The sequence below is a fragment of the Pseudomonas nunensis genome (assembly GCF_024296925.1).
GTDB classification, from domain to species: domain Bacteria; phylum Pseudomonadota; class Gammaproteobacteria; order Pseudomonadales; family Pseudomonadaceae; genus Aquipseudomonas; species Aquipseudomonas nunensis.
In genome coordinates, this window is sequence record NZ_CP101125.1 from 3,927,358 (window position 1) to 3,952,601 (window position 25,244).

Below are 25,244 nucleotides of genomic sequence, written 5' to 3' on the forward strand. Positions count from 1 at the left end.
ATAGGCGTCCAACGCCCTAGCCGATTTGCCGAGAATAGCGACTCATGGAAACCCGCCTCGAAGGCCACAGAATTCTCCTGCGCCCCCTGCAATACACCGATGCCGACGCACTGGTCGAGGCGGCTGGGGACGGAGAATTGTGGAACCTGACGGTCACCGTCGTGCCCTCCCCGATCACCGTCGACAGCTACCTGAAAAGAGCCCTTGATGGTCGCGACGCTGGCACTGTCCTGCCATTCGTCATCGTGCTAAAGGACACCGGCAAGGTCATCGGCTCGACACGCTTCTGGAAAGTCGACCGACTCAATCGCAAGCTCGAAATCGGCAGCAGCTGGATCGGCGCCAGTTGGCAGAAAACCTTCGTCAACACCGAAACCAAATACCTGATGCTGCGCCACGCGTTTGAAGTGCTCGATTGCGTACGCGTGCAATTCACCACCGACGAAAATAACCAGAAGTCACGCAACGCGATCCTCAGGCTCGGCGCGCAGCAGGAAGGCATCGTGCGCCACGAACGGATCATGCCGGACGGACGCAAGCGCAACTCTGTGCGGTTCAGCATCATCGATGATGAGTGACCACAGGTTCGGCAGCACCTGGAAAAGAAACTCGCCGAATACAACCCTCACTAACACCACGACTTAATGTGGGAGCGAGCTTGCTCGCGAAAGCTGTATGCCAGTCGCCGTCAATGTTGGATGTGCCGAAGCTTTCGCGAGCAAGCCCGCTCCCACAGAGGAAGGTCGCCATTCGTCATCTTGCCGGCACCAACCGCGCCTACCCGAACACCAATATCAGGTAACGACTCAATTCTGGAGACGTACCATGATCACGACAAAAATCACCTCATTACTGCTGGCAGGTTTGCTGTGCGCAGCGCCGCTGGCCAGTTATGCCGCCAACGATGCCCCTGATGCCACCGGCACCAAATCCGGCGGAGTCAGCGGCTCGACACTGCCACCCAACAGCACGCCCGGTGCACCGTCCGGCGGTAAAGAAACCAATAACGGCACCAACTCATCGAGCACAGGCTCGGGTGTCAACGGCAGCAACGGCGGGACCAGCGGTTCTGGCGCGGGCGGTGGCACCGGAGCGCCCGGTGGCGGGACGGGCGGAGCTGGCGGTGGCACGGGCAGCTGAACGCGAAAAGGCAGCTTTTGATTTTGAAGGTCGGGATCAGGACCTGTCTTTTCACCTGTTCAGCGATCCGAACGCATCAACGCCTCGACGCCCCCCTCCAGCGACAGCACCGCCGAACGGTTTCGTCCTGAGTGCTTGGCCTGATACAGCGCGGCGTCTGCGCGCTGGATGAAGACTTCGATGCTGTCGCGTCCGGTCGGCACAAATGCATAGCAACCCAGGCTGACGGTTACGTACCCGGTGGGTGAGCCGCTGTGGGTGATGTTTTTGTCCATGACACTGCGGCGAATCTGCTCGGCAATCACCAACGCTCCGTGAATGTCGGTGTCCGGCAGCAGCACTGCAAACTCTTCACCGCCATAACGCACCGCGAGATCAGCCTTGCGATGACAGCAACTCTTCAGCGCGCGCGCCACTTCGGCCAGGCAATGGTCCCCCGCCACATGACCGTAAGTGTCGTTGTAGCGCTTGAAGAAATCGATATCGAGCATCACCAGGCTCAGCGGGCTCGCCTGTCGGGAACCGCGACCGAACTCGATGTCCAGCGCCCGCTCGAACAAGCGTCGGTTGGCCAAACCGGTCAGGCTGTCATGGGTGGCGATCAGCTCCAGCGCTTCCTGGGCCTGGCGTAGATCGGCTTCGATCCGCCCACCGTCGCGCACCTGATGAATGAACACCCAGCCGAACAGCCCCACACCCAAGATCACCAAGGCGACGATGACACTCGATTGAAACGCCGTGGCGTACCAGTCATGGAGAATTGCGTCCCTTGACGAGGCCGCCGACACGACCAACGGATACGCTTCCAGCTGACGGTAGCCATACAAGCGCACCGTGCCATCGACCACCGAATTGATCATCGCATTGCCGGAATTCGCGCTCGGCAAGTGCCTTTGAAAAATCGCCCCTTGGGCCAGCGACGTTCCGATCTGCGACTCCACGAACGGTCGCCGCGCCAGCAACGTGCCGTCCGTGAGCGCCAAAAACATCGTGCCCTGCTCATCGATACTGAAACTTTTGAAGAACTGATCGAAGTACGCCATCTTGATCCCGGCCAGCAACACGCCCTGGAAGTTGCCATCCTTGTCGTTGACGCGCTTGGTCACCGGAATGATCCACTCACCGTTCTCGCGACTGCGGATAGCCGGGCCGATGTGCGCCAGGGACGAAACGTTTTGCTGGTGGAACTTGAAGTACTCGCGATCCGATACACCCGAGCCACGCGGCAAGTCCTGGAACGAGGTCACGATCCATTGCCCCTGTTTGTCGAACAGGAAAATCCCGTGCAATTGATGCAAGGCTTGCACTCGCTGCACAAAGGTTTTGTGCAGACGCGGCAATTGGGTCGTGTCGTAACCGTCGGCCTGAATCCAGTCGGCCAGGCTGGTCAGCACCAGATCGGCCTTCATGAACGTGTCTTCGGCCTGCTGCGCCATGGCCCGGGTCAGGTTCGACGACGCGACTTCTGCCAACGCCAGGTCATGGCGTCGCGATTGCTCCAGTTGCAGGTACAGCAAACCACACAGGCACAAGCACACCGCCGCGATAAAAAACGCTGCAGCCTTGAGCAAAGGCAAGCGTTTCAGGGCGCCGGGGGCGTGATGCGAGTCGTGAATGGGGATAGGCAAAGGTGTTTCCTGGAGGGCACGGCATGGGCGAAGGCCCAAAGCCCTTATTTTTTGTGAGCTTAGTCTACGGGGTTGTCTGGGGCCAATGGGAAACCCGCTCTGCTAGGATCAAAGGCCTCAGGACCTGTCCCGCAGGTTTACCCATGGAGGAAAACATGAGTGCTCAGTCTCACCCGGTCGCCATCAATACCGCCGTTTTCGATCTCGGCAATGTACTTATCCGCTGGAACCCCAGAAACCTTTACAAAAAATTGTTCGGTGACGACGTCGAGGCGATGGAAACCTTCCTGACGGAGGTTTGCCACACCGCCTGGAACGAACAACAGGACAAGGGCCGGACCTGGCAGGAAGCCATCGAGGAAGCCATCGCCCGGCATCCTGGCCAGGAAGCGCTGATCCGCGCCTACCGCGAACGCTGGGAAGAAACCCTCGACGGTGCCATCGAAGACACCGTGACCATTCTTGATGAACTGCACGCCAACGGCATCCGGCTGCTGGCGCTGACCAACTGGTCCGCCGAAACCTTTCCGATTGCCCTTGAGCGTTTTGAATTCTTGCAGCGCTTCGAAGGGATTCTGGTGTCGGGCGCCGAGGGCGTGATCAAGCCTTCGCCAGAGATTTTCCAGTTGTTGGCGTCACGTTATGACGTTGATTGCAGTCGTGCGGTGTTTATTGATGATCACCGGCCGAACATCGATGGGGCACAGCGCGAGGGGTTTCATGCGATCCAGTTCTTCGACGCGGCGCAACTGCGGAGGGATTTGGTAGCGCTGGGGTTGCCGGTTCAAGCTGGCTGAGATTGGGGGGACCGCATTCGCGAGCAGGCTCGCTCCCACATGGGATCTGTGTGGTACACAAAATTTGTGTTCACTGAAGATCCAATGTGGGAGCGGGCTTGCTCGCGAAGAGGCCCGCCCAGTCACCGCAAAACCTACCGGGCCAACCGCCGCATCGCACTCTGCAAATGCGCCCGCGCACTCTCGGCATCCCCCAATCGCATCTGCTCATACGCCCGCTGGGCAATCTCATGGGAGACAGGCTTGAGCTCACGCCCGCTCGCCATCGCCAGCAACTGCACCTGAGCAGCACGCTCCAGGTAATACAGATCGTCCCAAGCCTCAGCGATGGTTGGCCCGGCAACGATCACGCCGTGATTTTTCAGGAACAGGATATCGGCATCGCCCATGACGCTGGCAATCCGGTCACCTTCGGACTCATCAAGGGCCAGACCGTTGTAATCCTCGTCCACCGCCGTGCGCCCGTAAAACTTCAACGCAGTCTGCCCCAGCCACAGCAGCGGTGGGCCTTGCAGCAAACACAGCGCCGTGGCATTCGGCATGTGGGTGTGAAACGCCACTCTCACCCGCGGCAGTTGTTTATGCAGCCGCGCATGGATGTAGAACGCGGTCGCCTCGGGCTGTCCGTCACCCGCCACAACATTGCCATGAAAGTCGCAGACCAGCAGGTTCTCAGCGCTGACCTCGGCAAACGCATAGCCGTAAGGGTTCACAAAAAACAGGTCATCGCGCCCCGGCACCATCGCTGAAAAATGGTTGCATATGCCCTCCTCCAAACCGTGCAGCGCCGCCAGTTGGAAGCACGCCGCCAATTCCGTGCGAGCAATGAGCGCGGCCTCCGAATCCAGATCCAGATTGGCGTAGCGCGCCGGACGGGAACTGCCTGCAAGGGTGTGTGCCATAACGACTCCGTGAGTTACCAGCCAAGTGAAGTGAATAACGGCACGACCTGATCCAGCGTGCTCAAGATCGCATCGGGTCGATAGTCGGGCAGCAATTGCCGACCGGTGCCGCGGTCGATCCAGACGCAGCGGAACTGCATATCCCGCGCGGCGGTGTGGTCCAGCATCGGACTGGCGCAGATGTGCACCACCTGATCACGGCGCACGCCAAGCTGTTCATGAGCGTAGTCAAACAGCCTTGGATTGGGTTTGTAAGCGCCGGCCTGTTGCGCGGTGATGACCCGATCAATATACCCACCGAGTTGCGCAACGTTGCCGGCGATGATGTCGTCATCGGTGTTGGACACGATGCACAGCTTGAACCCCATGGCTTTCAGCCGCGCCAGCGTCTCGATCACCTCGGGAAACGGTGGCATCCGCGGAATCGCCCCGGCCAAGCGCTGACTGTCTTCGGGAAGACTCGCCAGCCCCAGCTCTTCCAGGGCAAGTTGCAAACCCTCGGTGCTCAATTGACGAAACGACCGGTGCGGCGGCATCTGCTCCAGCCGATGTTCATGGCGGTCATACACCGCGATCAGGCGATCGACATCGACCGAGTGCTCGCCCTTGTCACGCAAAATCTCGGCGACCACGGCTTTCAGGCCTTCGTCCCATTGAATCAACGTGCCGTAGCAGTCGAAGGTCAGCCACTCGGGGCGCGGGGTGTGCTGGAGCGTCATGGGGAGATCCTCTGAGATGAGAGCTTCAGCTTATGAGCGCTTGGTGATAGTGTGAAATTAAATCTATACCTCGAACTCAGTTGAAAATCGAATATCAGGAGGCCCGCCATGCTCGATCTCGAATTGCTCAAGAGCTTCGTCTGCGTGGTCGACGAAGGCAGCTTCACCCGCGCTGCCGAGCGCGTGCACCGGACCCAGTCCACGGTCAGCCAGCAGTTGCGCAAATTGGAAGAGCTGATCGGCCACCCGTTGCTGATTCGCGATCGCACCGGACAGAACATCAGCGTCACCGAACATGGCGAACGGCTGATCGGTTACGCCCGGCGCTTGCTGGCGCTGTCTTCGGAGGCGGTGCAGGCGCTGGCCAGCGACGTCGATCTGGAGATCCTGCGCCTCGGCGTGCCGGAAGACTTCGACGCCCGACGCATGGCCACGCTACTCGCCGGGTTCAGCCAGGCGAAACCGCATGCACGACTGGAAACCATCAGCGGTATGAGCCTCGACCTCAAGCAGAAACTCGACGCCGGTGAAATCGACATCGCCCTGATCAAACGCGAACCGGACAGCGGTCCGTGCTGGGCGTCCTGGCCGGAAGTGTTGGTGTGGGTGAAAGGTGCAGGAGTGGATTCGGCTAACGGGGTGTTGCCATTGGCGTTGTTTCCGCAGGGGTGTATTTACCGACAGCGAGCGATTCGCTTGCTGGATAAGGCTCAGCGGCCGTGGCGCGTGGCGTTCGGCAGCCATAGCTTGACCGGGATTCAAGCGGCGGTGGCTTCGGGCTTGGGGATTTCCGTATTGCCGGAGTCGGCAGTGCTGCCGGAGCATACGGTGTGTACGGATTTGCCTGAATTGCCGTCGTCGGAGTTGGCGCTGGTGAGTCGCGAGGGCACGTTGACCGGGTTGCAGCGGGGGTTGGTGGAGTTTTTGAAGGAGGCGTTGAGTGGGGAGGCGCGGGGTTGAAGATTGCGCCTCCGGGTTTTCGTCATTTGGATCTGGGCTTGTTGATTTCGCGAAGGAGATCGGCGGTTGGGATGTGCATGGTATTCGAATAGTACGGTCTGTAACCGTAGGCGGTGATGACCACTTTGCAGGGGATGTCAGTTTTGTTTGCCAGAATCGAGTTCAACTCATCCACCGAAAGATTTCTCCGAGACGTGCCTTTATTGCGTGTTTCGCTCAAAAAGGCACGGGTGACATAGTTGAATGCGCCCTGAACATGACCGGGAGGGCTCTTCTCAATCAAACCATACGCTGAGCGTTCTATCGTGTTGCCGACTGAAAAATCACTGTCATTTTCCAACGCGCAGTTAAGATTAGTTGAAGCCTGTCCCAGCCCTTCTCCTCGCCCATAAAGGTCCTGAAGATTAATATTGGAACTGAAACTGATATCGTACAGTGGAAGTCCTCCCTCCCGTTTGACTGACAAAAACCCTACAGTAGCAGATGACTTATTATGCTCTTTAGCACAAGACGAGCACATCACAGCTAGAAGCAGACATATTAAGATCTTCATTCTTGGCAAGCCCTACAATCACGAATAAACGCAACTGACTCATGGTTTATTAACCTCGCGCAGCAGGTCAGCCACGGGCACGTTCATAACATTTGAGTAATAAGGCTTATAGCCATAAGCTGTGAGTACAGCTTTGCAAGGAATACTACTCTTATTCAAAAGAATTGAATTTATTTCCTTTATAGATAAGTCATCATCTCCAGTGCCATTTTTTATAGTCCTCTTAAAAAAAGCACTCGTAACATAACGATAACTCTGCCCATCCGTTTTAACCTGATCCGCCTCAATCACCCCATACGCTGAAAGCTGCCGAAAACGCTCCACGGAAATATCCTGGTCATCGCCAAGTGCACATTCAAGTATGGCAGATGCGACGCCCTCGCTTTCACCCTTGCCAAAGAGATCCAAAAAGTTAATGTCTGACTTGTAGTGAATATCATATAGAAAGGATTGATCTTCTCGTTCAATAGACACATAGCTCAGATTGGCAGCTGGCATTACATGATCCTTGGCACAAGAAGAAACAAGGATAAGCAGTAATAGAAGTAACGAATTTTTCATATCATCAAAACCCACTCATTATCGACTCAAATAGCAAGTCGCTAGCAGATTTCGCTCCCGAGATTGGCCTAGCAAACAACGCACTAGCATTATAATGATTTGCATCTACATTGGCATTTATGGAAGGACCGCAATCAATAATCCATTTCTCACCGAAGTCCGCCACCCCATCTGAGGAATCCGGTGTCGAAGGCGTCGCCTTTATATTAATCCAGTTCTCAGCAACAGGAGATGGTTTATCCATATAGATATCTGAACCTAACCATACTAAAGCACCCTCACCAACAGGATCCAGGGTGATCAACATTTTTATTTTATAACCCCAATCCGACATTATTTTCGTCAGATGCGCACCGTTCCAGCCACCCAGACTATGCCCGACAATATATACCGGGCAACTCTTATAAGGAATCAAACCCAAAACACTTCTCTGAATATCTTTTTTGCCTCTTACATCATTGTAGCCAACCCAGGTAGACTCATACTTCCCTTCTTTTTTCAAGGTACTAGTGCGCGTATCGAACGATGTCCGTGCCTGGAGAACATTTCGGTAAGGACGACCTGAAAAATAGTAACTTTCCTTATCCCCCGCCCCACCCACAAAAATAACAACGGCCTTGGTACTCTCAATCGGCACAGTCTTTTCACTGACATCCTTCTTGTCCGTCAGCGTATGTTCACTTCGCTGCTTATACGTATTGCCTTTCGCGCACGTAACCGTTTCACCCGCCATGCCTTACTCCTCCAAAAACAACTTGATGCTTTCGGGAAGGTGCGAGCTGATCGTGTGGGTGAACCCCGACGCGTCAGATACGCCATGCTCTTGGCGCCCGTCCGCACGCTGAATCATGTAGGGATGATTCGGCATCGGCTCGCCGGTCGTCGCGTTCACCAGTTTCAACTTGTCGGTGAAGTTGACCGGCATCGGCAGTAGTCCGGTGAACGGGGCAGAAACAACGGTATCGCCAATAATCACCGTGCCCGAACCACCAATGACGACATTGCCGTGGCCACCCACGCTGTCGAGGGTGGCGGCGTTCAAGCCATTGATAAATACCGTCGCGGACACGCCGCCGGTGATCGGGCTGCCGCAAGCCGATTTGTCGGTCATGCGCGCAGCGGCCAGGCCATCGAAGTTCACATTCGGCGAACCGCTGGCGATGGGATTGGTGCCGTGTCCCGGTAGCGGGCAAGCGGTGGGGTCGGTGAGGCGGGCAGCGGGTTTTCCGCTCATGCACAAGCTCCTTGCAGGCTTTTCTGACAATCCATTGAATTAGCGCGCAAGGATGAGGGATGTGGGGGATTTGTTCAAATGCCAAGTACAGAGATCATCGCAGGATTTGAGCCACCGCAATCCTGTGGGAGCGGGCTTGCTCGCGAAGAGGCCATATCAATCGACATCAATGTTGGCTGACATACCGCTTTCGCGAGCAAGCCCGCTCCCACAGGTTTTGCGTTTTAATTAAGCGATATCAGCGCGACGGCGGAACCCGGATATCTCCCGCGCGGCATTGGGTTTTCACGCCCTTCCCGCACGCGCCGAACTCCAGATCCTTGCCCATGCACACCCGCACTTCCGACAACTCCGGGCCGCTGCACAGCACAGCAATGCCGTCCGCCGGAATCCCGGGGTTGCTCTCGCGGAACAGGTCGCTGATTTTCTGCGCCGTGAAGTAATGCGTGCCACTGAAAGGTTGAAGTTGCTCGGGGACTTTCACCGCAGCCACGGCTTTGTCCGCCGCATCCAGATAACCCGTCGCACCGAGACCGCTGCAAGTACCGTGTTTCGACCATTCATGCTCAAGCAACTTCGGCGTCGGGAACAGCGTCAGCCCTTGGGTGCGCTCGGCCGGTGACAGCGCGACCATCGGCGGGCACGACTCCGGCCAGCCGCCCTTGGCGTATTGCGGCCAGAGGCCGTGGAGCACAAAGCCGTAGCCTTTGCCGGAGCATTGCACGTCGTCTTTATGGGTCAGGCAGAAGGTCGGCGACCAGGACAGCGTCAGCAGGTAGTAATCGAATACTCCTGCCACTGACTCGACTGGCGCTTTGCCTTGATGTGTTTGCCGAGCATTGCTCAGGCCGATGTTACCGAACGTTATCGCGAGGATCGCGATGGCTGCGTAAAGCTTTTTCATATACCCACTCCTTGGGAATGATGACTTGGTTGAGTCCTGGGCCGACGATCGGCCAGGGGTTGTTTTGTCATGCAGGTGTTTCAATCGCATGACGCAAGGCAAAACGTGCATTACCTTGATAACGCTATGATCACTCTTACATCACGACAGGGAATCGACATGAGTAAGGCAGACGAGCTCGCCGCAAAACTGAGAGATACCCGGCATTCCGGCGTCGACGCAACCAGCGGCACCGATCAGGCGATCGACAGTTGGCCTGGCGAAGTGTACGCAATGTATCACCAGATCGAAGCGTGGCTGAAGCCGCTGCTGGAGGCTGGCCTGAGCATTCGGCGTAATCCCACCCATGTTTTCGAGCGCCATCCTGAAGGCGCGACTTACGCCTACTCCATCGACCAATTGGTGATTGAAGGCAACCACCACAGCATCACTTTCGTGCCGATCGTGCGCTTCACAGCCGACGGCGCAGGCCGGGTCGAGATTCATCTCAAGGGCAAAGAGATTCCGCTGCTGCGAACCGTCAGCGAGCACGGTGAAAGCCAGTGGTGGCTACAGTCGATCGAGCAATCCGGGCAGCAGCTGGATGCGGTGGCGTTGACTGAGGTTAATCTGCTGTCGGTGATTCAGGAAGGACTGGATCTCTAGACCACATCAGTTCCCCTTGTGGGAGCGGGCTTGCTCGCGAAGGCAGTGTGTCAGTCGCCACATGTGTTGACTGATACACCGCTTTCGCGAGCAAGCCCGCTCCCACAGGAGGTCGGTGTTCATTTCACTGGCTAACCACAATCTTCCCGATCATCTGCGGATGCAGCGCGCAGAAATACTCAAACTCCCCCGGCGTGTTGAACACGTAGGAAAAGCTGTCATTGGTATCCAGCGCCCCCGAGCGGAACACTTTGTGGGTTTCCGCCACCGTATGCGGGATCTCGTCATCGTTCACCCACGTCACTTTGGTCCCGACCGCTACGGTCATGTCCTTGGGTCCGAACATGAATTCCTTGATATCGATTTTCACATCCTGAGCCCACACCGGCATCGACAGCATCAGACACACCATCGTCAGCAATAGCTTTTTCATCCTCGCGCCCTCCCCTTAAACCAATGTCGAATCGATCAGCGCCAGCGGATGCTCGCCCTGTGTCGCGCGCACATCAGTGACGCCCAGGTAATTGCGCAGTTGATCCGCCGCGACCGTCATCGGCCCCGGTGACGGCGCCGTGCCCGGTGCGGGTTGTGGATAAGCCGTGCCGCGAGCGGTGTGGAAGGTGATGTTGCCTTCGACCTTCTGGATAACCTGGTGGATATGCCCGTTCAACACCGTCACCGATCCATACTTGCGCAGCATGGCAATCGCCTGGTCGCCGTCCTCGGTGCCCCAACCCCACGGCTGATAAATCGTCCACAACGGAATGTGGGTAAACACCACAATCGGCGTGCTGGTGCTCACGGCGCGCAAGTCGTCGGCCAGCCAGGCGAGTTGATCGGCGCCCAGGTTCGCTTCGCGGCCAGCCTGGAAGTTGAAGACGTTCACCAGCGCGATGAAATGTACGCCGTGATCATCGAAGCTGTACCAGCCGTTGCCTTTGGTGCCCTTGCCGTAACGTTCCAGATAGAGCTTGCCGCCACCCTCGTCGAGCGTGTCGTGCTCGCCCGGCACGTAGTGCACGGTGGACGGCAGGCCCTTGAGCAATTGCGCAGCGGTGTCGAACTCTTCGGCTTTGGACAGGTGGGTGATGTCGCCCGTGTGCAGGATCAGCGCCGGCCGTTTCGGCAACGCGATGACCTTGTCGATGGCCACCTGTAAGGTCTTCACCGGTTCCGGGTTGGCCTCTTTGTTAAAGCCGATGTGCGAGTCGCTGATCTGCACAAAGTGAAAGGTGCTGGCCAATGCCTTGGGGTCGGTGACATTGCCGGAACTGTCCAGCGCAAAGGCCCGGGGAACGCCGCCGCTCAAAGCCCAGATCACCCCGGCCCCGGCCCATGCGGAACACTTGAGCAGCGTCCTGCGGTCGGGGTTCAGCGGACCGTCGGTACGTCGTTGATGTTTTGATTGAATGTCCATCGGTTTGCCCTCGTTGGCGGACTACAGTGAAGTAGCTGACACGAGGTACAACCGGGTAGGACGAGTCTTTATTCCGCGTCGAAAAATATATTTTTTCCCGGGAATAAAACACCGTGAATCACAGTTACAGGAGTGGGACGGTGCGGGAAACACTATGAAGCGATTTGAGGAACTGTTTGCGCCCCACATGGACGCGGCCTATAACCTCGCGCGCTGGCTCACCGGTAACGACAGCGCCGCGCGCGATGTCGTGCAGGAAAGTGCGCTGCGCGCCTTTCGGTTTTTGCACCGCTTCGCCGATGGCAATCCAAAAGCCTGGTTCCTGACCATCGTGCGTAACGAAAGCTACACCTGGCTCAAGGCTGCGGCCGGCCACCGCTGGGTCGCTATCAACAATGAACTCATCGACGACGAACCGGCCCTGAGCCACAGCCAAACCCCGGAACTGCTGGCCATTCACACGGAAAACGCGGTGCAGATCCAGCAAGCCCTGAGCGCCCTGCCGCCAGCGTTTCGCGAGGTAATTATTCTGAAGGAGCTCGAAGACCTGCCCTACAAGGACATCGCCCTGGTGGTCGATATTCCCATCGGCACCGTCATGTCGAGACTGGCCCGGGCTCGTGCCATGCTCAAGCTCGAACTACAGAAGATGCACGACCATGAATGAACTCGACTGCACGGCTTGCCAGACGCTGGTTCATGGGTATCTGGACAAGGAACTGGACAGCGTGACGGTGGCGAAAGTAGCCGGGCATTTGGCCGAGTGTGCCGAGTGCGCGCGGCTGCATGATGAGTCGCGGTTGCTGATGAACAGCGTGAAACGGCACGCGCCGTATTACGCGGCGCCAGCGTCGTTGACTGCCAATGTGTTGGCGTCCGTTGCGCCACAGCGGAGTGCGTTCGAACGCTGGCGAACATGGTTCGCACCAGCCTTTTCAGCGGCGGCACTGGCCCTGGCGTTGGTGCTATTTGTGGCGACGCCTGGCAGTGAACAACCGCTAATGGATGAGGCGGTGTCGAGCCATGTTCGCTCATTGATGGGTGAGCATTTGAATGATGTGGTGTCGTCAGATCGCCACACGGTGAAGCCCTGGTTCACCGGCAAACTCGACTTCTCGCCACCGGTATTCGATTACGCGGCGCAAGGATTTCCGTTGTTGGGTGGGCGGCTGGATTATCTGCAACACCAGACCACGGCGGCGCTGAGTTATGCGCGGGCCAAGCACATCATCAACGTGTTTATCCTGCCGACGACCGAAGCGGATAAACCGGCGCAAACACGGTCGATTCGTGGTTTTAACGTGGTGTCGTGGGAGAAAAATCACATGCGGTTTGTGATGGTTTCGGACGTGGAAAAAAGTGAGCTTGAGGCGCTCGGGCAGTTGCTCAGGAATGGCGCCTAAGACGACTCCCCAGTGTAGGAGCTGCCGAAGGCTGCGATCTGTTGATCTTGGTCTTTAATATCAAAAGATCGCAGCCTTCGGCAGCTCCTACGAAGGAGTTACGGCCTGACTTGCCCCACCGCCGCCTGCAAATCCAGCGCCGGCAACTTCGCCGGCGAATTCAGCGCTTTCAACACTGGATTATCGTAGCCATACACATCCGGTTTAAACGCCACTCGCCCGTTGCTGCCCATGTCCACCGTCCAATACGCCAACAACACCGGCACTTTCACCGGCAAGCGAATGTTCTCGGTCTTGCCATTGGCCAGTTGCTTTTGAATCCCGGCGCTGTTCCAGCGCACCGGATCGTTAAACAGCAACTCGACCAACTGCAATGGGTTCTCCACCCGAATACAGCCCGAACTGGTGGCGCGGACGTTCTTCGCGAACAACTCCCGGTGCGGTGTGTCGTGCAGGTAAATCGCATAGTCATTCGGGAAGCGAATAACCACCTGGCCCAGCGAGTTTTCCGGCCCGGCATCCTGGCGCAAAGTAATGCCCTGCGGATGACTCCAGTCGATGGTCGCCGGATCCAGCACATTGCCTTCCCGATCCAGCGGACGAATGCGGTTGGCACTGAGGTAATTCGGGTTGCTCAAAATCTTCGGCAACACATCTTCTTTCAGAATCGTTGGCGGCACGGTCCATGTTGGGTTGAACGTGACGTAAGTAATCTCGGCCTGAAAGATCGGCGTACTGCGAAACGGTTTACCGACCTGCACCCGGGAACGCCAGACGGGTTGGCCATCGCGATACAGCGCCACTTTGTACCCGGCGATATCGACAATAACGAACGTGCCCTGCAGTTTATAAAGCAGCCAGCGCGCGCGCTCCATGTTGACCCGCACCTGATCGATGCGCGCCTGCACCGGCACGTTCAACGCCGCGAGGGTCGTCGCACCGGCCACGCCGTCCGCGCCCAGGTACTGTTCGGTCTGGTACTTTTTCACGGCGGCGATCACGGCATCGTCGTATTCATTGTTTTTGCTGTGTTTCGAGTCCAGGTAACCGCCCGCCGCCAACCGCGCGCGCAACTGCGCCACGGCGGGGCCGTCCATTCCTGGCTTGAGCGATTGCCCTTCGGTGATTTTCGGCCAGCCGCCACGGTCGCGAATCGTGCGCAACTGCGCCAAGGCTTCACGCAAACCGACGTACACCGCCTCTTGCGGCGGCGCTTGCGCAAAGGCGCTAGCGACATCATGGGTGTCGAGCGCGATGAAGAAGTTATTCACGTCGTCCCGAGGGTCGGCGCCAGTAATGTCGAAATTCCAATGCATGTCCAGCCGCGCAGGGTCAACCTTGCCCCGGCGCAATTGCAGCAATGCCGTGAGGTAAGTGCGGGTTGCCGCGAGGTCGAAGGCAGCTTGCTGGGCCGGCGTCGGCGCCGTGTTCTGCATCGACGCCTGAGCCATGGCCAAATCATCGCCACGAAAATCCGCAGGCTCCAGGCCATCGATTTGCGTGTCGTTGAGGCTTTTCAGCAACTGGGCGACATCATCAGGGTTGGTCCACGCCGCACGGAATTGGCGATGGGTATAGAAATCCAGCACCACGCGGTTAACGTCGATGCGCTGATGACGCGGCCGGGTCTGCAACGGCGGGAATGCCGAAATCATCGGCTCCAGCACTGCATGAATCTCCTGGGCGACGTTATCGTCGGGTATCGCCTCGATCATGCTGATCGACGGATTTTCCGGCGCGATCGGCGAAGTTTCAGCGACGGCCGTGCCGCTGATCAGAAAGCCCATAAAAAAGACATGGCTTATGACGAATAACCTTGATAGTTGCCTCATGGATAATCCTTAATCTCGTGCGTTCAGCACTTGTCGTTTGCCCTGCTAAACTCGAAATAACTTAATGAGACATCTCTATGGCGCTAAACCGCTTTGGCTTTCTATGCTCGGCCCTGCTGCTGACGGTAACGTCAATACCGCTAGCCTACGCCGATTCTCTCGCTGCCGCCCTCGCCAAAGCGGCCCCCGGTGCTAACGCCAACGTCATTGGTCTGGCCGTTCGCGCCTCCCAATGTCGAATCGCCCAAGGTTCGGCCCCCGTACAACGGCTCGCCGTCATCGATTACTCACTGCCTTCGACCGAACAGCGCCTGTGGGTGTTCGATTTAAAGAAGCGCAAATTGCTGTTTCATGAACTCGTCGCCCATGGCCGCAACAGCGGCGAAAACATGGCCGTCAACTTCTCCAACCAAAACGAAAGCTTCGCCACCAGCCTTGGCTTATACCGCACCCAGTCCAGTTATGTCGGGCAAAACGGCTATTCGTTGCGCATGGAAGGGCTGGAACCCGGGTTTAACGACAACGCGTTTGATCGGGCCATCGTGATTCACGGCGCACCCTACGTCAGCCCGAAACTGGCAAAGATTAATGGGCGGATTGGTCGCAGCCTGGGATGCCCGGCGGTGCGGCCAGCGATTGCGCATCGGTTGATTGATTCGATGAAGGATGGGCAGTTGTTGTTTTCGTATTACCCGGATCAGCGGTGGTTGAAGACTTCTTCGTTTGTGAATTGTGGGAGTGGGACGATGGCGGGGGTTTCTGGGGTGAAAACTACTCGGTGAGTGGGTGGGCCACATGTCTATGGATTTGACTCTGGAACATAAAAATCGGGTACGTATAGCTCTGGCAGAAGCGTTTGTAGACAGCTGGGTTGATTACGCCTACATGGCCGAGCAAGTTCGGCCCTATGACTTAAAAATCGTGGAAGACATCCTCTATATGGAAGTCGCACCGGTTTGCTTCTGGAATCTGGAGGCCGCTGTCCCACCGATCTGGACTGGCTTTGAAGATGAATCTCTACTGAGTGAAATCGAGAAGGCGCTGAGCGCTCGAGAGACGAGTCCGGTTCAGCGCATCATTGATCGGCTGAAAATCGCTTGGTTGCGTTATAGCTATGGATATATCTGGAAGGAAATCCTGAAAAATTTATGAGTCGCATGTGAGATCTATACGCTTGGATGCTCCCTCCTCTATTCCGACTTTCGGAATATCCAGTGACTCTCGATGAAGTTGTAGGCAAAATCCGAGAGTTGCGTAAGAGGGTACGCCTGCTGTGCTTTTGGGCTGGTTACCTCCTTGTTGGTCCTATCTGCGTCGGGATACTCTCCAAACGTCGCTGCACATACAGCGACCGGGCGTGAGACCCCGGATTCCAATCAAGGCGCAAAGCGCCACAGAACCCATCGCGGCATTTTTCGGCTGCGATACGGTTTTATGGCGGCTGTGCGTGGAAGGCCCTCGGGCCTACCGGTTACCTTGATTGCCGGGTCTCACACCACGCACAGCTGCCACCCAAGCTTTTGAGACGGCTAAGTGGCAGTTTCCACCAATCAAGGGAACTGTTAATGAACAAAGTAAATCCGCACAAAATTGGCCTATTTACTCTCCGCTATCCTGGATTGCGTAGCTCCCCGCCTCGTCATCTATGCATCAATGGAGGTGACATATGACCGATCCCACAGAAATTAAAACCCTCGGCTTTACCCCCTGCATTTACTGCCCAGATTCAGAACTGGCAATGTTCCACGTCAGTGCGGATGTACCGGTCAGCGAAGCATTGTTAAAAGCGTCTGACTTGCTGTCCCTGGCCAAGGCGCTTGCGCAGGACGCCGCGTTCGAGAGAGACACCGACCGTCACGCCTGGGCCGCGCACTATCTGACGGCGATGGGTAAGGCGATCATTGATGATGTGATGAAAGCTGTTTCACCGCGACCTAATCTTGCGGGAAAGAAAACTGCTAAATAGCGGCGAACCATTCTATATTCGCCCCGAGTAATCGGGGCGTTCGGTGCTGATTGTTCGAAGGTCTGCAAAAAGGAAATCCTGTCCTTCAGGCCCTCCTGAGTTGTATTCAGCATTTTCCTCGAGACGAAAAAAAACCGCGCACGGCGGGATTTAATGCTTAAGCTATCAGTTCCACGCATGGAGGCACTTATGAAATATGCAACGATCCTTTTGACTACCGTTTTACTCGGCGGCTGCTCCTCATACAGTGAACGCGGCACCGGCGAAGGCGGAAGGGAAATCGGCAACAAGGGTTACACCGTTCGCTGCGATGCGACACCGGCCAACCAACCCGGCTGCTACACCCCGCCGCCATCGTGGTCCTGGTGGCCGTCCAACAACATCAAATTTAAATTGGGTGCGAACTGAACCGGAAAGAACGGGGGCAGGTTTATTTGCTTGGGGCTGAAACAGTTCGTCAAAATATGCCTCAAAGTGGAAGCCCTCGAAACACTCGCTGGATGGCCAGATGATCGTATGCGATCCATAAACTCCACATTTAAAGTCACGACTTGATCCTCAATGCTGCTCTCACTATTCTTTTCCAGAGCCAGCACCTCATGATGCGTCCCAACTGAGCAAACTTGAGCGGTACATCGAGGAAGGCTACCAAGAGCCGTAAGTGCGGCTGCGCCACGCAACTGAGCATCTGCCGACGGCTTCTCCGGTGAGGTTTACGAAGCTTTACTGCCCAGAAACTGATTGCCGGTATCGCGTAGTTAAACGCGCTAATCTTGATGGCTAGTGGAGTTTACGGCGAGTGTAAGAATACGAGCGGAGCAACGATCATGGAATACGACGATAAACTGATTGAAGATGCCGTGCTTGCCCTTTTGGCAACCTTCAGTTTTGATAACGGCAATGCTTGGAAAGGGTTCGACTTCGAGACCATGAGCCGATTATATGAACATGGTCTTATCAGCAATCCGGTGAACAAGAACAAATCAATTTGGTTGACCGCTGAAGGGCTGGAGCGAGGTCGGCAGATAGCCGACCGATTGTTTGGGGTAAAAATTCAAGTGGAGCCTGCATCCGACTCGGATACCTGATTTCATACCACCGCCATACGGTAGGGTTTATGGATCGCTCACGATTTTCTCGTACTCGTCCAGGTACTGCTCGATCATCTTCTTGATCGTCCCACCCTTACGGTTCGCGCGCTCGATGCCACCAGGCTCCGCCAGCTCCCTCTCCCGACGCTAGATCCAAGCCTGGGCGACCTGCTTGTGATCGAAGGTCCGGCTTTCCTGATAAACTGCCGTCCCGTTTGATCCATATCTGCGCCGTGTAAGCCGTCGAGTTGTCCTTGCGCTTGCGTAATGTGATCGTGCCCGTTTTCAGTTGCTACATTGCTGAATTCGATTGCTACGTTGTAGCAACCGACTTCAAACAACGATGAAAACCGGGTAAAAACCGCTGCATAAAAGATCAGTATTAATGAATCACGAAAAGCCTGAAGCCCCCGTAAATACTAACCATACCCGACCAGAGCTGTCCCGGCGGTTTAGCGTCGCCCCGATGATGGATTGGACGCACCTTCTCTCATCCTTCCGAAAATAAAGGCCCAAACGCCTCCTCCCCAGCCCTCGTACCACCTACGTACCACCAACCTACACTCTCATCCCTGCGCCCCCGCGCCGTTCGGCCGCTCTAGCAACATTTAAGCATTCGTTTTCAGCTCCAATCATGACCACTATCGCAGTCGGGCTTTCAGGTTTCATCGGAAGCTTCCCAGGCTGATAACGAGGGCTCAACCCCCTCCACCCTTGCCACTATTTCAAGTCCTCTAGCGGTATCAAGGTAGCTTCAGGGCGAAGCAGGTGATAGTTACATGATTTATGTGGGAGCGCCGGTCTTGCAGCACCTTTCACTCGGCAATTCCCGATTTCAGTTTGACCCCTGGGAAAAAGGTAATATTGGTAATATGTTTTTATAATCACTGAAATCATTAATTAAATCAGGTAGTTAACAATATTTTATAAAAGTAATAATAAGGGAAGAAATAGGTTAGAAAATTACCTTTGAGCTTGGTAACTCCAGATCATAGTAAAACCCTTTAAAATCAGTAATTTATAAAAATATTACCTCGAGCCTTACTCAATATTACCCTCTGAGGTAATACGTCAAAGCCACGGTTTACAAGGGCTGCAGCCCCTCTCTCGCACCGACTTACCAAAATTACCCTCTCCCCGCCCCTGACCTGAAATTAACCCTTCTGATTCGCTGCTATGCTTTCGTCTTTCCGAATGGAGTCGAAGCTATGACCAGCGAATATTCCCTCCCGATCGTCCTTGAAAAAATCTACGACAATCAGTTAGCCCTAGAAGCAGCGATCATGGAACTGACCCTCCTGGCTGAAGGACAAGGCTTCGCCGATACCGGCGACAATGCCCGTACTGCCTTGGACCGAATTGGTGAAAACGCTGGATTTATTAAGCAGGGCTTGGCGCGCCTGAGAGCGATCAAAAAGGATTAGCTATCGACCTCACACTGGCGCGACTCCGCTCTCGTACGGGTACCGAGCGGACAGGAACTGTGACTCGGAAAGTGACGACCACCCTTCAGAACTCGTACTCTTCCCCGTCCTTTTATAACTAGGAGTGGATCATTGAGATTTAAAAAGCTCTAAGAGAAATGGCCAATAGGGCCCATTTTTCGGTTCGTGACGTGTGGGGCATTGACTGGAAATTTAGTGGCTGTCTGTTCGTGAACATATGTCTAGGTCATTCGTCGTGCTAGCATCAATCACACAGCTAGGGCGCACGGAGGCGAATATGCCAAAGACGATGCAAAAAAAACACTTACAATTCTCCAATTTTACGACGTCGGTACTTTCTAAACTCTCGCCGACATCGTTACTCGACAAGTGTTTAACGCAGGACTTATGTACCAGCCTGACTGAACCCCCTATACAGAAGCCTTCAATATGAAGATGGCTATTTGCATAGATTACGACAATCTTCACAAACCACAAAAGGCTGCTGGCATAATGTCTGTTATATCCAGCGCACTAATCAAGATGCCTGAAATCCTTGAAAGCTCTTTAGGCACTTGTGAAGTTAGACTTTATGGCGGCTGGTTTGAGGGCGAAAACCTAACTAAACTATCGCAAGATGTCTCTGTAAATATTCAGGATGAGTTTCCTACGATATTAAAGTTACCCACTGCAACCGGCATGTGCAAAATTAGTGTAACGGTAGAACTTGCTTTCTCTCTCCTTGAAGAACCTAGCCACCATCTATTCAACACTTACAGAAAAAAAGGCAAGCCCCACAATTTAAGAGTTGAAAAACAAGCCAATATAGGTTGCTCCACACCTACATGCCCGTTGCCAATGGCGAGAAAACTTCTGGAAAAAGGTTTCTGCCCATCTGATGGATGTGCTCACTCAGACAAACATATTGTGTACCGGCACGAGCAGAAACTTGTAGATACCATGCTCACGTGCGACCTAATCTACCTTGCCGCACAACAATATGACTGTTTAATCATAATAAGTGCTGATGATGACTTTCTGCCTCCAATCAGAACTTTATTATTGCGTGGCTCTAAAGTAATCAGGGTACACCCGAGGCTAAATATTGGAAGCCAGCCTGTAAATGTTGCTGGAAGAAAATTAATTGAGATAGGTCTTTAACATGCAGATCGATACATTCAAATCAATTATCGCAACCTTTGCAGACCCTGGCGTAGACATTATTTACGACAGGCAGCGGGTTATGTTCTCAATAAATGGCAACGTAATTGACGCTGCCATTTCATCGAGAAGCGGGGACATTTTCGTTGATGAAGGAACGGGCTTTGTTCATGCAAGCAAATGGATTATTACGCGTCTAGCAAATTTGCCGCTATTGGCAAACAGGATCAATGAGCAGATCCCTATTCAGGAGAATTTTGTTGCTCCTGCAGCTGATATTTTGCCTTCTTTAAATGCTAGCCCTGATGAGAGAAAGACAAAAGTAGATAACGCGCTTACTGAAATTCTTTCAACTTTAAGCGATCGATCTCCACTAGAAACCACAGTTCTATATTTGACAAGTGATGCAGGAGAAGGGAAAACCTCACTTATCAATAAAGCAGCACGAGAGCAGGCCAAGAAATTTACATCAGGAGAGTCGGATTGGTTACTCGTTCCAATCATATTGGGCGGAAGACACTTTCTTCGATTTGACGACATTACAGTTGGCGCACTTCAAAACAAGTATCGCTTTCCATTTCTTTATTACAATTCTTTTTTGGCACTCGTACGAATGGGTGTAATTGTTCCTGCCTTTGATGGTTTCGAGGAAATGTTTGTTGAAAACAGTTCTGGCGAGGCGCTTTCGGCAATGGGGATTTTGGTGAGTGCGCTGCAATCTACCGGAGCCGTAGTAATTGCTGCAAGGAAAGCCTACTTCGAGTTTGAAAACTTACGATCACAAGAAAAGCTTTACGACACCATCAGCCAGTTTGACGTTGGATTCTCCAAGCTGGAGATCAACCGATGGAGTAAGAAACAGTTCCTAGAGTACTGTATCAGCAGAAAAATTTCTGACGGCGAAACAATTTACAACCGAGTGGCTGAACGTCTGGGACCTACTCACTCGCTATTAACACGACCGGTTCTAGTAACAAGACTTTTAGATATTGCTGGAAAGAGTGATTCATTAGAGACCTTCATTGAGCGAATTCAATCTTCAGGCTCGGATTTCTTTTCGGTTTTTGTACGCGGGATTATTGAGCGAGAAGCTACTGAAAAATGGATTGATCGCTCTGGAGACATGGGTTCCAATTTGCTTACGGTAGATGAGCATTGTGAGTTGCTATCATTGATAGCTATTGGCATGTGGGAGTCGCGTACCGAGCACCTCAAAAAAGATCATTTGGAGATGATTGCGGAATACTTCTGTGAGAGTAAACGTAAGACGGCACTTCAATCCCAGCAGGTTGTTGACCGGATCAGAGGCCATGCACTTTTGATTTCTTCAAACGATACAGCCGCTGCAGTTCAGTTTGACCATGACGAGTTCCGTCAATTTTTTCTAGGCGATGGATTAGCTGCCGCGGTAGCTCCGATGAACAAATCAGCAGTCGCTGAAGCTTTTAGCATTCTGAGACGAGGGATACTCCCAGAACACACACAACTGTCCTTCATCAGAGCGGTGAAGCGCAGAGATGGTAAAGAATTATCAGACCTCGATGCAGCTAATTTTATTGCTCAGGTTAGCGCCCTGGATGGGCAAGCGTCATATACTAAAGAAAACTGCGGCAACCTAATTGTTCGACTTCTAAGCGATTTGGATGCTGAGGGAACTATTTTTCAAGATATCGTATTTGGCATTGATTGTTTACGCGATTGCAAATTGGCGGGAGTGTCATTTAAGGACTGTCATTTCTCACAAGGTAGCTATGAATCTACGATGATCAGAGGTTGCACCTTCGAAAATTGTACCTTCGGCCAAATTCGCTTCCACCCATCGACTGTATTCGACAACAACCACTTCGAGAACAGCACTGTTGACTCGATTAAAATTGAGAGTTCGGGCGTTGAGATCTGGGAGCCAAATGCAATCAACATATTTCTAGCGTCCTTAGGAACAACCTTTGACACACCTATCGACGTTGACCTTAAAGTTTTGCCTCCAGAATTTGACGATGACTTGATAAACATCGAAAAACTACTGCGCTATTTTATGCGCAGCACCCATATTAGCGAGTCTGTTATCAGAATCAAACTTGGAGATAAAGGACAATCTTTCATAGACAATTCTTTACCTGAACTCTTGAGCAGAGGAATCGTTATTGAAATTGACAACAGAGGTTCAGGACAGCAAAGGCGCTTTAAATTAGGAAAGCAATTACAGCAACTGAATGGCAAACTATCGGAGGCAAAAGGCTCATACGTCGAATTCCTTAAAAGCTATGAAAGTTTAAGCGGTGATTAATAACCCTTAAGGGAGGGGTGGGGCGGCATATCTAAGTAGATGTATCGCCCTTCCCCTGCGGATATACCAGACCTTAGGGAACGTTCGTTCTGGGTCGACTGTGGTCTTCCGACTTAGCCGTATTAGCAATTGTGAAATGCGCCAAAGAGCATGAAAGCCTGCTGCACCAAGGACTCCAGCCCAGTTGATGGCCTTCCTTCAATTCGTCCACAATTTTGCTGGTGCGAGCTATTGAGAAATAAAAAAGTCGATAAAACGCCTGTTTTCAAATGATGCCCCCTTGAAATCCGGGGCATCTAGAGATCGGCGTCTGATTTGGATTGCTTCAAGCGCTACGTAAAACAAACACACTTCTTTGCAATATTTTGCAGTCAGTGAAATGACCAAATATCTCATAGACCCCACTACGGGGTTGAGCAAAGCCGTGATTTACAACGCCGAGCTCTTTGCAAAAAAAAAGGAAACGAAGCCCGTCGGCGGGAGGGGGATAAGTGCTTTTTCAGACGTTTTTTTCTTCGCCCAGCGTAATTCACCAGCGTATCCCCTTGCCTGTCCTCGATCTCGTTTCATCGGATGAACATTGCCTCTGCACCTCAATCGGCATGCTGCTTATTCATACAGTCTTTTTATTGATTCAGCGGTGAGCTATACATGCGGAGCATTTGGTAGTGTCGGGTGATAGGGCCAGCGCGATTGCTCAGTGGGAATTAATTCTGCGGTACGAAGCCGCACTGCTCGAAAACCCTGGTCGTCACCACAAAACACTGCTTATTCAGGCTCCTACCCTACACCGCCTTCAGTTGATCAACCGTGACGATCTTAACGAACTCCTGGAGCAGGCCGACGGTGCTCTAGCCTATGGAGTAGAAGCACTGATTGAGTGTCATGGTGGCGACCAGGCGGGTTAGTACATGCATATGCTTGTTACCCCTATGAGACGCAGATGCGTTGCGCTGACGCCCCAAGAACGGCGGCGCTACCCCCGATACGGGGCAATGTGATGGTGAACTCAGAAAACAACGTCGAACTCGGTCAGTGCGCCAATGTGGCTCGGGTGGATGTGGGGCTGCCTCTTGATCCCGATCCGTTACTGCGGCTACTGGATGCGACGCTGTCGGGGATGTCGGTTACCGGTTTTGTCTTGAGCGGAATTGAATTTTTCGATGATTGCGCTTATGCGCAATCATGGTGGTGCAGGGAAGGTTGAGCATAATGAAGCCCGCAAAGACGGGCTTTTTATTTAAAACGGGTCGTCTACAGCCTTTAACTTCTGTTTCATGACTGAGTAAATTTTCTCTCCAACCATCGGACTGCTTATCAGTATTTGCAGCCCTCTTTCTAATCCCGATTTATCTTCACAGTAAATATCACCTTCCTCGGTTGTTATCAAACATGGATAACCATTTGGATCTAGAGCCCATTTGGCTAGTTCGCTTGGTTTGTAAATTTCCGCCAACGGATTGAAAGCTGCTAAAAAACTGTAAGGTTTAGCCGTTGTTTTAGGATTGGTAAACATTTCAAATAGGGGGATGGTTTTCTGAAGAACGTCAATTTTGACTGTACCTTTCGAAGCATCCTCCAATTGTTTATTCAGGGACTCAAGCACAGAGTAAATTTCCTCTCTGTTCTTTTCAGCTTGTTGCGCGGCACTCAATCCTTTATTAAAAGACCCGATAAAATCAACCATTTATATAACTCTCTCAATTATTCCGTAAACGGGCAAATGATCAAACTTAGACCCTGCACTCTTGACCATCTGAGTATAGCTAGGGATCTCAAAAATATGATCACAATCAGTAGCCAACCGCCACTCTTTCGCCTCGATGAAAGCATGCGAAAAAATTAATTGGTCAAACGTGTGCCACCGAGTTATTTCTCCAGACTTGTAGTAATAACTACCGGCTGCAGGGTGTTCGGAATTTGTCTTACAGAGGTACTTCCAGAACGGGTTATAGAATAGATGCTCACGCTTATGCACCAAGTCCACATCTCGCGTCGCCATTACCTGCTGACTCAAAGATTCGTCGAATGGTTCATCATTGTAATCTCCTAGAAGAATAACAAATGGATTTTCACCATCATCTTCTATAACTGCATCGATGGAATCTCTCAGTCTGATACCTAACAAATGCCTATTCGCATCATTCTGCTGACACCACAGCCTACTTGGCCAGTGAGATATATAAACATGAAAAAAAGAGGTAGCCCCCGCTACGACGAGCTCCATTTTTTTAGCTACCTTTAAAGTACTCCCCCCTTTTTGCGTAACTATATCCTTGGTGGAATATACAAATATTTTGGCGCAATTATATATATAACAAATATCAAAACTTGACCTCCCCACAGATGTAATCTCTGTAGCAAAGGCATACCCTTCGACCTGACACACTTCAGATACGTGCGCGAAGTCTTCTGTCGACATTTCTCCAAGAGCGATGAAATCTGCGCGACCTACTTGTATCAGATACAAAATTACCGAACAGGCAACAGCCTTTTGTTCGGGAGTGGATCTACTTTTTGCTGAAGGTGCCAAACTCGTATTCCACCAAGCAAATATGACCTGATCAGCTTGCGAATCCATTCCTCCCCCTCTCATACTCGAGCTACGCTTGAATCGAAT

The 25,244-nt window shown here is 53.2% G+C and carries 29 protein-coding genes and 1 pseudogene; 16 read left to right on the forward strand and 14 right to left on the reverse strand.

Going from position 1 to position 25,244, the window contains the following annotated elements; translation table 11 throughout:
* Positions 1-44 precede the first annotated feature (44 nt).
* Positions 45-578, forward strand: a complete 534-nt coding sequence (locus NK667_RS16940) for a GNAT family N-acetyltransferase (protein WP_054615528.1) — start codon at positions 45-47, stop codon at positions 576-578.
* A 247-nt stretch (positions 579-825) separates the two neighbouring features.
* On the forward strand, positions 826-1,140 hold the full coding sequence (locus NK667_RS16945; protein WP_054615529.1) for a hypothetical protein: 315 nt from the start codon (positions 826-828) through the stop codon (positions 1,138-1,140).
* A gap of 59 nt (positions 1,141-1,199) precedes the next feature.
* On the opposite strand, the gene NK667_RS16950 is transcribed toward NK667_RS16945, so the two are convergent.
* Positions 1,200-2,768, reverse strand: a complete 1,569-nt coding sequence (locus NK667_RS16950) for a sensor domain-containing diguanylate cyclase (protein ID WP_054615530.1) — start codon at positions 2,766-2,768, stop codon at positions 1,200-1,202.
* Between the two features lie 155 nt (positions 2,769-2,923).
* Here NK667_RS16950 and NK667_RS16955 point away from each other — a divergent pair, with 155 nt between their 5' ends.
* The gene (locus tag NK667_RS16955) at positions 2,924-3,565 is read left to right on the forward strand and encodes an HAD family hydrolase (protein ID WP_054615531.1); all 642 of its coding nucleotides are present in this window, start codon (positions 2,924-2,926) and stop codon (positions 3,563-3,565) included.
* 134 nt (positions 3,566-3,699) lie between these two features.
* On the opposite strand, the gene NK667_RS16960 is transcribed toward NK667_RS16955, so the two are convergent.
* Both NK667_RS16960 and NK667_RS16965 read right to left on the reverse strand, forming a co-directional pair.
* Entirely contained in the window at positions 3,700-4,467 is a 768-nt protein-coding gene (locus NK667_RS16960) for an aldolase (RefSeq protein ID WP_054615532.1), read from the reverse strand.
* A 14-nt stretch (positions 4,468-4,481) separates the two neighbouring features.
* A complete protein-coding gene (locus NK667_RS16965) occupies positions 4,482-5,186 on the reverse strand; it encodes a haloacid dehalogenase type II (RefSeq protein WP_054615533.1) in 705 nt (234 codons plus the stop codon).
* A 108-nt stretch (positions 5,187-5,294) separates the two neighbouring features.
* Between NK667_RS16965 and NK667_RS16970 the strand changes: the two genes are divergently transcribed.
* Complete coding sequence (locus NK667_RS16970) at positions 5,295-6,146, forward strand: LysR substrate-binding domain-containing protein (protein ID WP_054615534.1); 852 nt, start codon at positions 5,295-5,297, stop codon at positions 6,144-6,146.
* A gap of 22 nt (positions 6,147-6,168) precedes the next feature.
* On the opposite strand, the gene NK667_RS16975 is transcribed toward NK667_RS16970, so the two are convergent.
* From NK667_RS16975 to NK667_RS16995, 5 genes are all read right to left on the reverse strand, one after another.
* A complete protein-coding gene (locus tag NK667_RS16975; protein ID WP_054615535.1) occupies positions 6,169-6,699 on the reverse strand; it encodes a hypothetical protein in 531 nt (176 codons plus the stop codon).
* Positions 6,700-6,738: 39 nt separating this feature from the next.
* Positions 6,739-7,197: a hypothetical protein gene (locus NK667_RS16980; RefSeq protein ID WP_236708606.1), complete on the reverse strand. Its 459-nt coding sequence runs from the start codon at positions 7,195-7,197 to the stop codon at positions 6,739-6,741.
* Between the two features lie 67 nt (positions 7,198-7,264).
* Positions 7,265-7,993: a hypothetical protein gene (locus tag NK667_RS16985; RefSeq protein WP_054615537.1), complete on the reverse strand. Its 729-nt coding sequence runs from the start codon at positions 7,991-7,993 to the stop codon at positions 7,265-7,267.
* Positions 7,994-7,996: 3 nt separating this feature from the next.
* On the reverse strand, positions 7,997-8,494 hold the full coding sequence (locus NK667_RS16990) for a PAAR domain-containing protein (protein ID WP_054054171.1): 498 nt from the start codon (positions 8,492-8,494) through the stop codon (positions 7,997-7,999).
* Between the two features lie 238 nt (positions 8,495-8,732).
* A complete protein-coding gene (locus tag NK667_RS16995) occupies positions 8,733-9,398 on the reverse strand; it encodes a ribonuclease T2 (protein WP_054615538.1) in 666 nt (221 codons plus the stop codon).
* A 159-nt stretch (positions 9,399-9,557) separates the two neighbouring features.
* On the opposite strand from NK667_RS16995, the gene NK667_RS17000 reads away from it, so the two are divergent.
* On the forward strand, positions 9,558-10,043 hold the full coding sequence (locus NK667_RS17000) for a hypothetical protein (RefSeq protein WP_054054174.1): 486 nt from the start codon (positions 9,558-9,560) through the stop codon (positions 10,041-10,043).
* Between the two features lie 124 nt (positions 10,044-10,167).
* Here NK667_RS17000 and NK667_RS17005 read toward each other — a convergent pair whose 3' ends face one another.
* Together NK667_RS17005 and NK667_RS17010 are read right to left on the reverse strand one after the other, a co-directional pair.
* Positions 10,168-10,476 carry a cupredoxin domain-containing protein gene (locus tag NK667_RS17005; RefSeq protein ID WP_054615539.1) on the reverse strand — a complete coding sequence of 103 codons (309 nt, stop codon included), beginning with the start codon at positions 10,474-10,476 and terminating at the stop codon, positions 10,168-10,170.
* Between the two features lie 15 nt (positions 10,477-10,491).
* The gene (locus tag NK667_RS17010) at positions 10,492-11,460 is read right to left on the reverse strand and encodes a metallophosphoesterase family protein (protein WP_054054177.1); all 969 of its coding nucleotides are present in this window, start codon (positions 11,458-11,460) and stop codon (positions 10,492-10,494) included.
* A 154-nt stretch (positions 11,461-11,614) separates the two neighbouring features.
* On the opposite strand from NK667_RS17010, the gene NK667_RS17015 reads away from it, so the two are divergent.
* Together NK667_RS17015 and NK667_RS17020 are read left to right on the forward strand one after the other, a co-directional pair.
* The gene (locus tag NK667_RS17015; RefSeq protein WP_054615540.1) at positions 11,615-12,127 is read left to right on the forward strand and encodes a sigma-70 family RNA polymerase sigma factor; all 513 of its coding nucleotides are present in this window, start codon (positions 11,615-11,617) and stop codon (positions 12,125-12,127) included.
* Positions 12,120-12,863: an anti-sigma factor family protein gene (locus tag NK667_RS17020; protein ID WP_054615541.1), complete on the forward strand. Its 744-nt coding sequence runs from the start codon at positions 12,120-12,122 to the stop codon at positions 12,861-12,863. Before NK667_RS17015 ends, NK667_RS17020 begins: the two co-directional genes overlap by 8 nt.
* Before the next feature lie 98 nt (positions 12,864-12,961).
* On the opposite strand, the gene NK667_RS17025 is transcribed toward NK667_RS17020, so the two are convergent.
* Positions 12,962-14,695 carry a L,D-transpeptidase family protein gene (locus tag NK667_RS17025; protein WP_054615542.1) on the reverse strand — a complete coding sequence of 578 codons (1,734 nt, stop codon included), beginning with the start codon at positions 14,693-14,695 and terminating at the stop codon, positions 12,962-12,964.
* A 77-nt stretch (positions 14,696-14,772) separates the two neighbouring features.
* On the opposite strand from NK667_RS17025, the gene NK667_RS17030 reads away from it, so the two are divergent.
* The 5 genes from NK667_RS17030 to NK667_RS17050 all read left to right on the forward strand — a co-directional run bounded on the left by NK667_RS17030 (position 14,773) and on the right by NK667_RS17050 (position 17,749).
* On the forward strand, positions 14,773-15,477 hold the full coding sequence (locus NK667_RS17030) for a murein L,D-transpeptidase catalytic domain family protein (RefSeq protein WP_054054186.1): 705 nt from the start codon (positions 14,773-14,775) through the stop codon (positions 15,475-15,477).
* A gap of 13 nt (positions 15,478-15,490) precedes the next feature.
* Complete coding sequence (locus tag NK667_RS17035) at positions 15,491-15,847, forward strand: DUF7079 family protein (RefSeq protein ID WP_054054188.1); 357 nt, start codon at positions 15,491-15,493, stop codon at positions 15,845-15,847.
* A gap of 514 nt (positions 15,848-16,361) precedes the next feature.
* Positions 16,362-16,661 carry a DUF3077 domain-containing protein gene (locus NK667_RS17040; protein WP_054615543.1) on the forward strand — a complete coding sequence of 100 codons (300 nt, stop codon included), beginning with the start codon at positions 16,362-16,364 and terminating at the stop codon, positions 16,659-16,661.
* Between the two features lie 189 nt (positions 16,662-16,850).
* A complete protein-coding gene (locus tag NK667_RS17045) occupies positions 16,851-17,069 on the forward strand; it encodes a hypothetical protein (RefSeq protein ID WP_054615544.1) in 219 nt (72 codons plus the stop codon).
* Between the two features lie 419 nt (positions 17,070-17,488).
* Complete coding sequence (locus tag NK667_RS17050) at positions 17,489-17,749, forward strand: DUF6429 family protein (protein WP_054054194.1); 261 nt, start codon at positions 17,489-17,491, stop codon at positions 17,747-17,749.
* Positions 17,750-17,791: 42 nt separating this feature from the next.
* On the opposite strand, the pseudogene NK667_RS17055 reads toward NK667_RS17050, so the two are convergent.
* A pseudogene (locus NK667_RS17055) lies at positions 17,792-18,041 on the reverse strand (site-specific integrase); the annotation flags it as partial.
* A 919-nt stretch (positions 18,042-18,960) separates the two neighbouring features.
* Here NK667_RS17055 and NK667_RS17060 point away from each other — a divergent pair.
* From NK667_RS17060 to NK667_RS17075, 4 genes are all read left to right on the forward strand, one after another.
* A complete protein-coding gene (locus NK667_RS17060; RefSeq protein ID WP_054615545.1) occupies positions 18,961-19,176 on the forward strand; it encodes a hypothetical protein in 216 nt (71 codons plus the stop codon).
* Between the two features lie 450 nt (positions 19,177-19,626).
* The gene (locus NK667_RS17065; RefSeq protein WP_083471342.1) at positions 19,627-20,337 is read left to right on the forward strand and encodes an NYN domain-containing protein; all 711 of its coding nucleotides are present in this window, start codon (positions 19,627-19,629) and stop codon (positions 20,335-20,337) included.
* Between the two features lies 1 nt (position 20,338).
* A complete protein-coding gene (locus NK667_RS17070) occupies positions 20,339-22,624 on the forward strand; it encodes an NACHT domain-containing protein (RefSeq protein WP_054615546.1) in 2,286 nt (761 codons plus the stop codon).
* A gap of 1,000 nt (positions 22,625-23,624) precedes the next feature.
* On the forward strand, positions 23,625-23,831 hold the full coding sequence (locus tag NK667_RS17075; RefSeq protein WP_413786146.1) for a hypothetical protein: 207 nt from the start codon (positions 23,625-23,627) through the stop codon (positions 23,829-23,831).
* 33 nt (positions 23,832-23,864) lie between these two features.
* On the opposite strand, the gene NK667_RS17080 is transcribed toward NK667_RS17075, so the two are convergent.
* Together NK667_RS17080 and NK667_RS17085 are read right to left on the reverse strand one after the other, a co-directional pair.
* A complete protein-coding gene (locus NK667_RS17080; protein ID WP_054615548.1) occupies positions 23,865-24,311 on the reverse strand; it encodes a hypothetical protein in 447 nt (148 codons plus the stop codon).
* Positions 24,312-25,205 carry an endonuclease/exonuclease/phosphatase family protein gene (locus NK667_RS17085; RefSeq protein WP_054615549.1) on the reverse strand — a complete coding sequence of 298 codons (894 nt, stop codon included), beginning with the start codon at positions 25,203-25,205 and terminating at the stop codon, positions 24,312-24,314. It abuts the gene before it with no gap.
* Positions 25,206-25,244 lie beyond the last annotated feature (39 nt).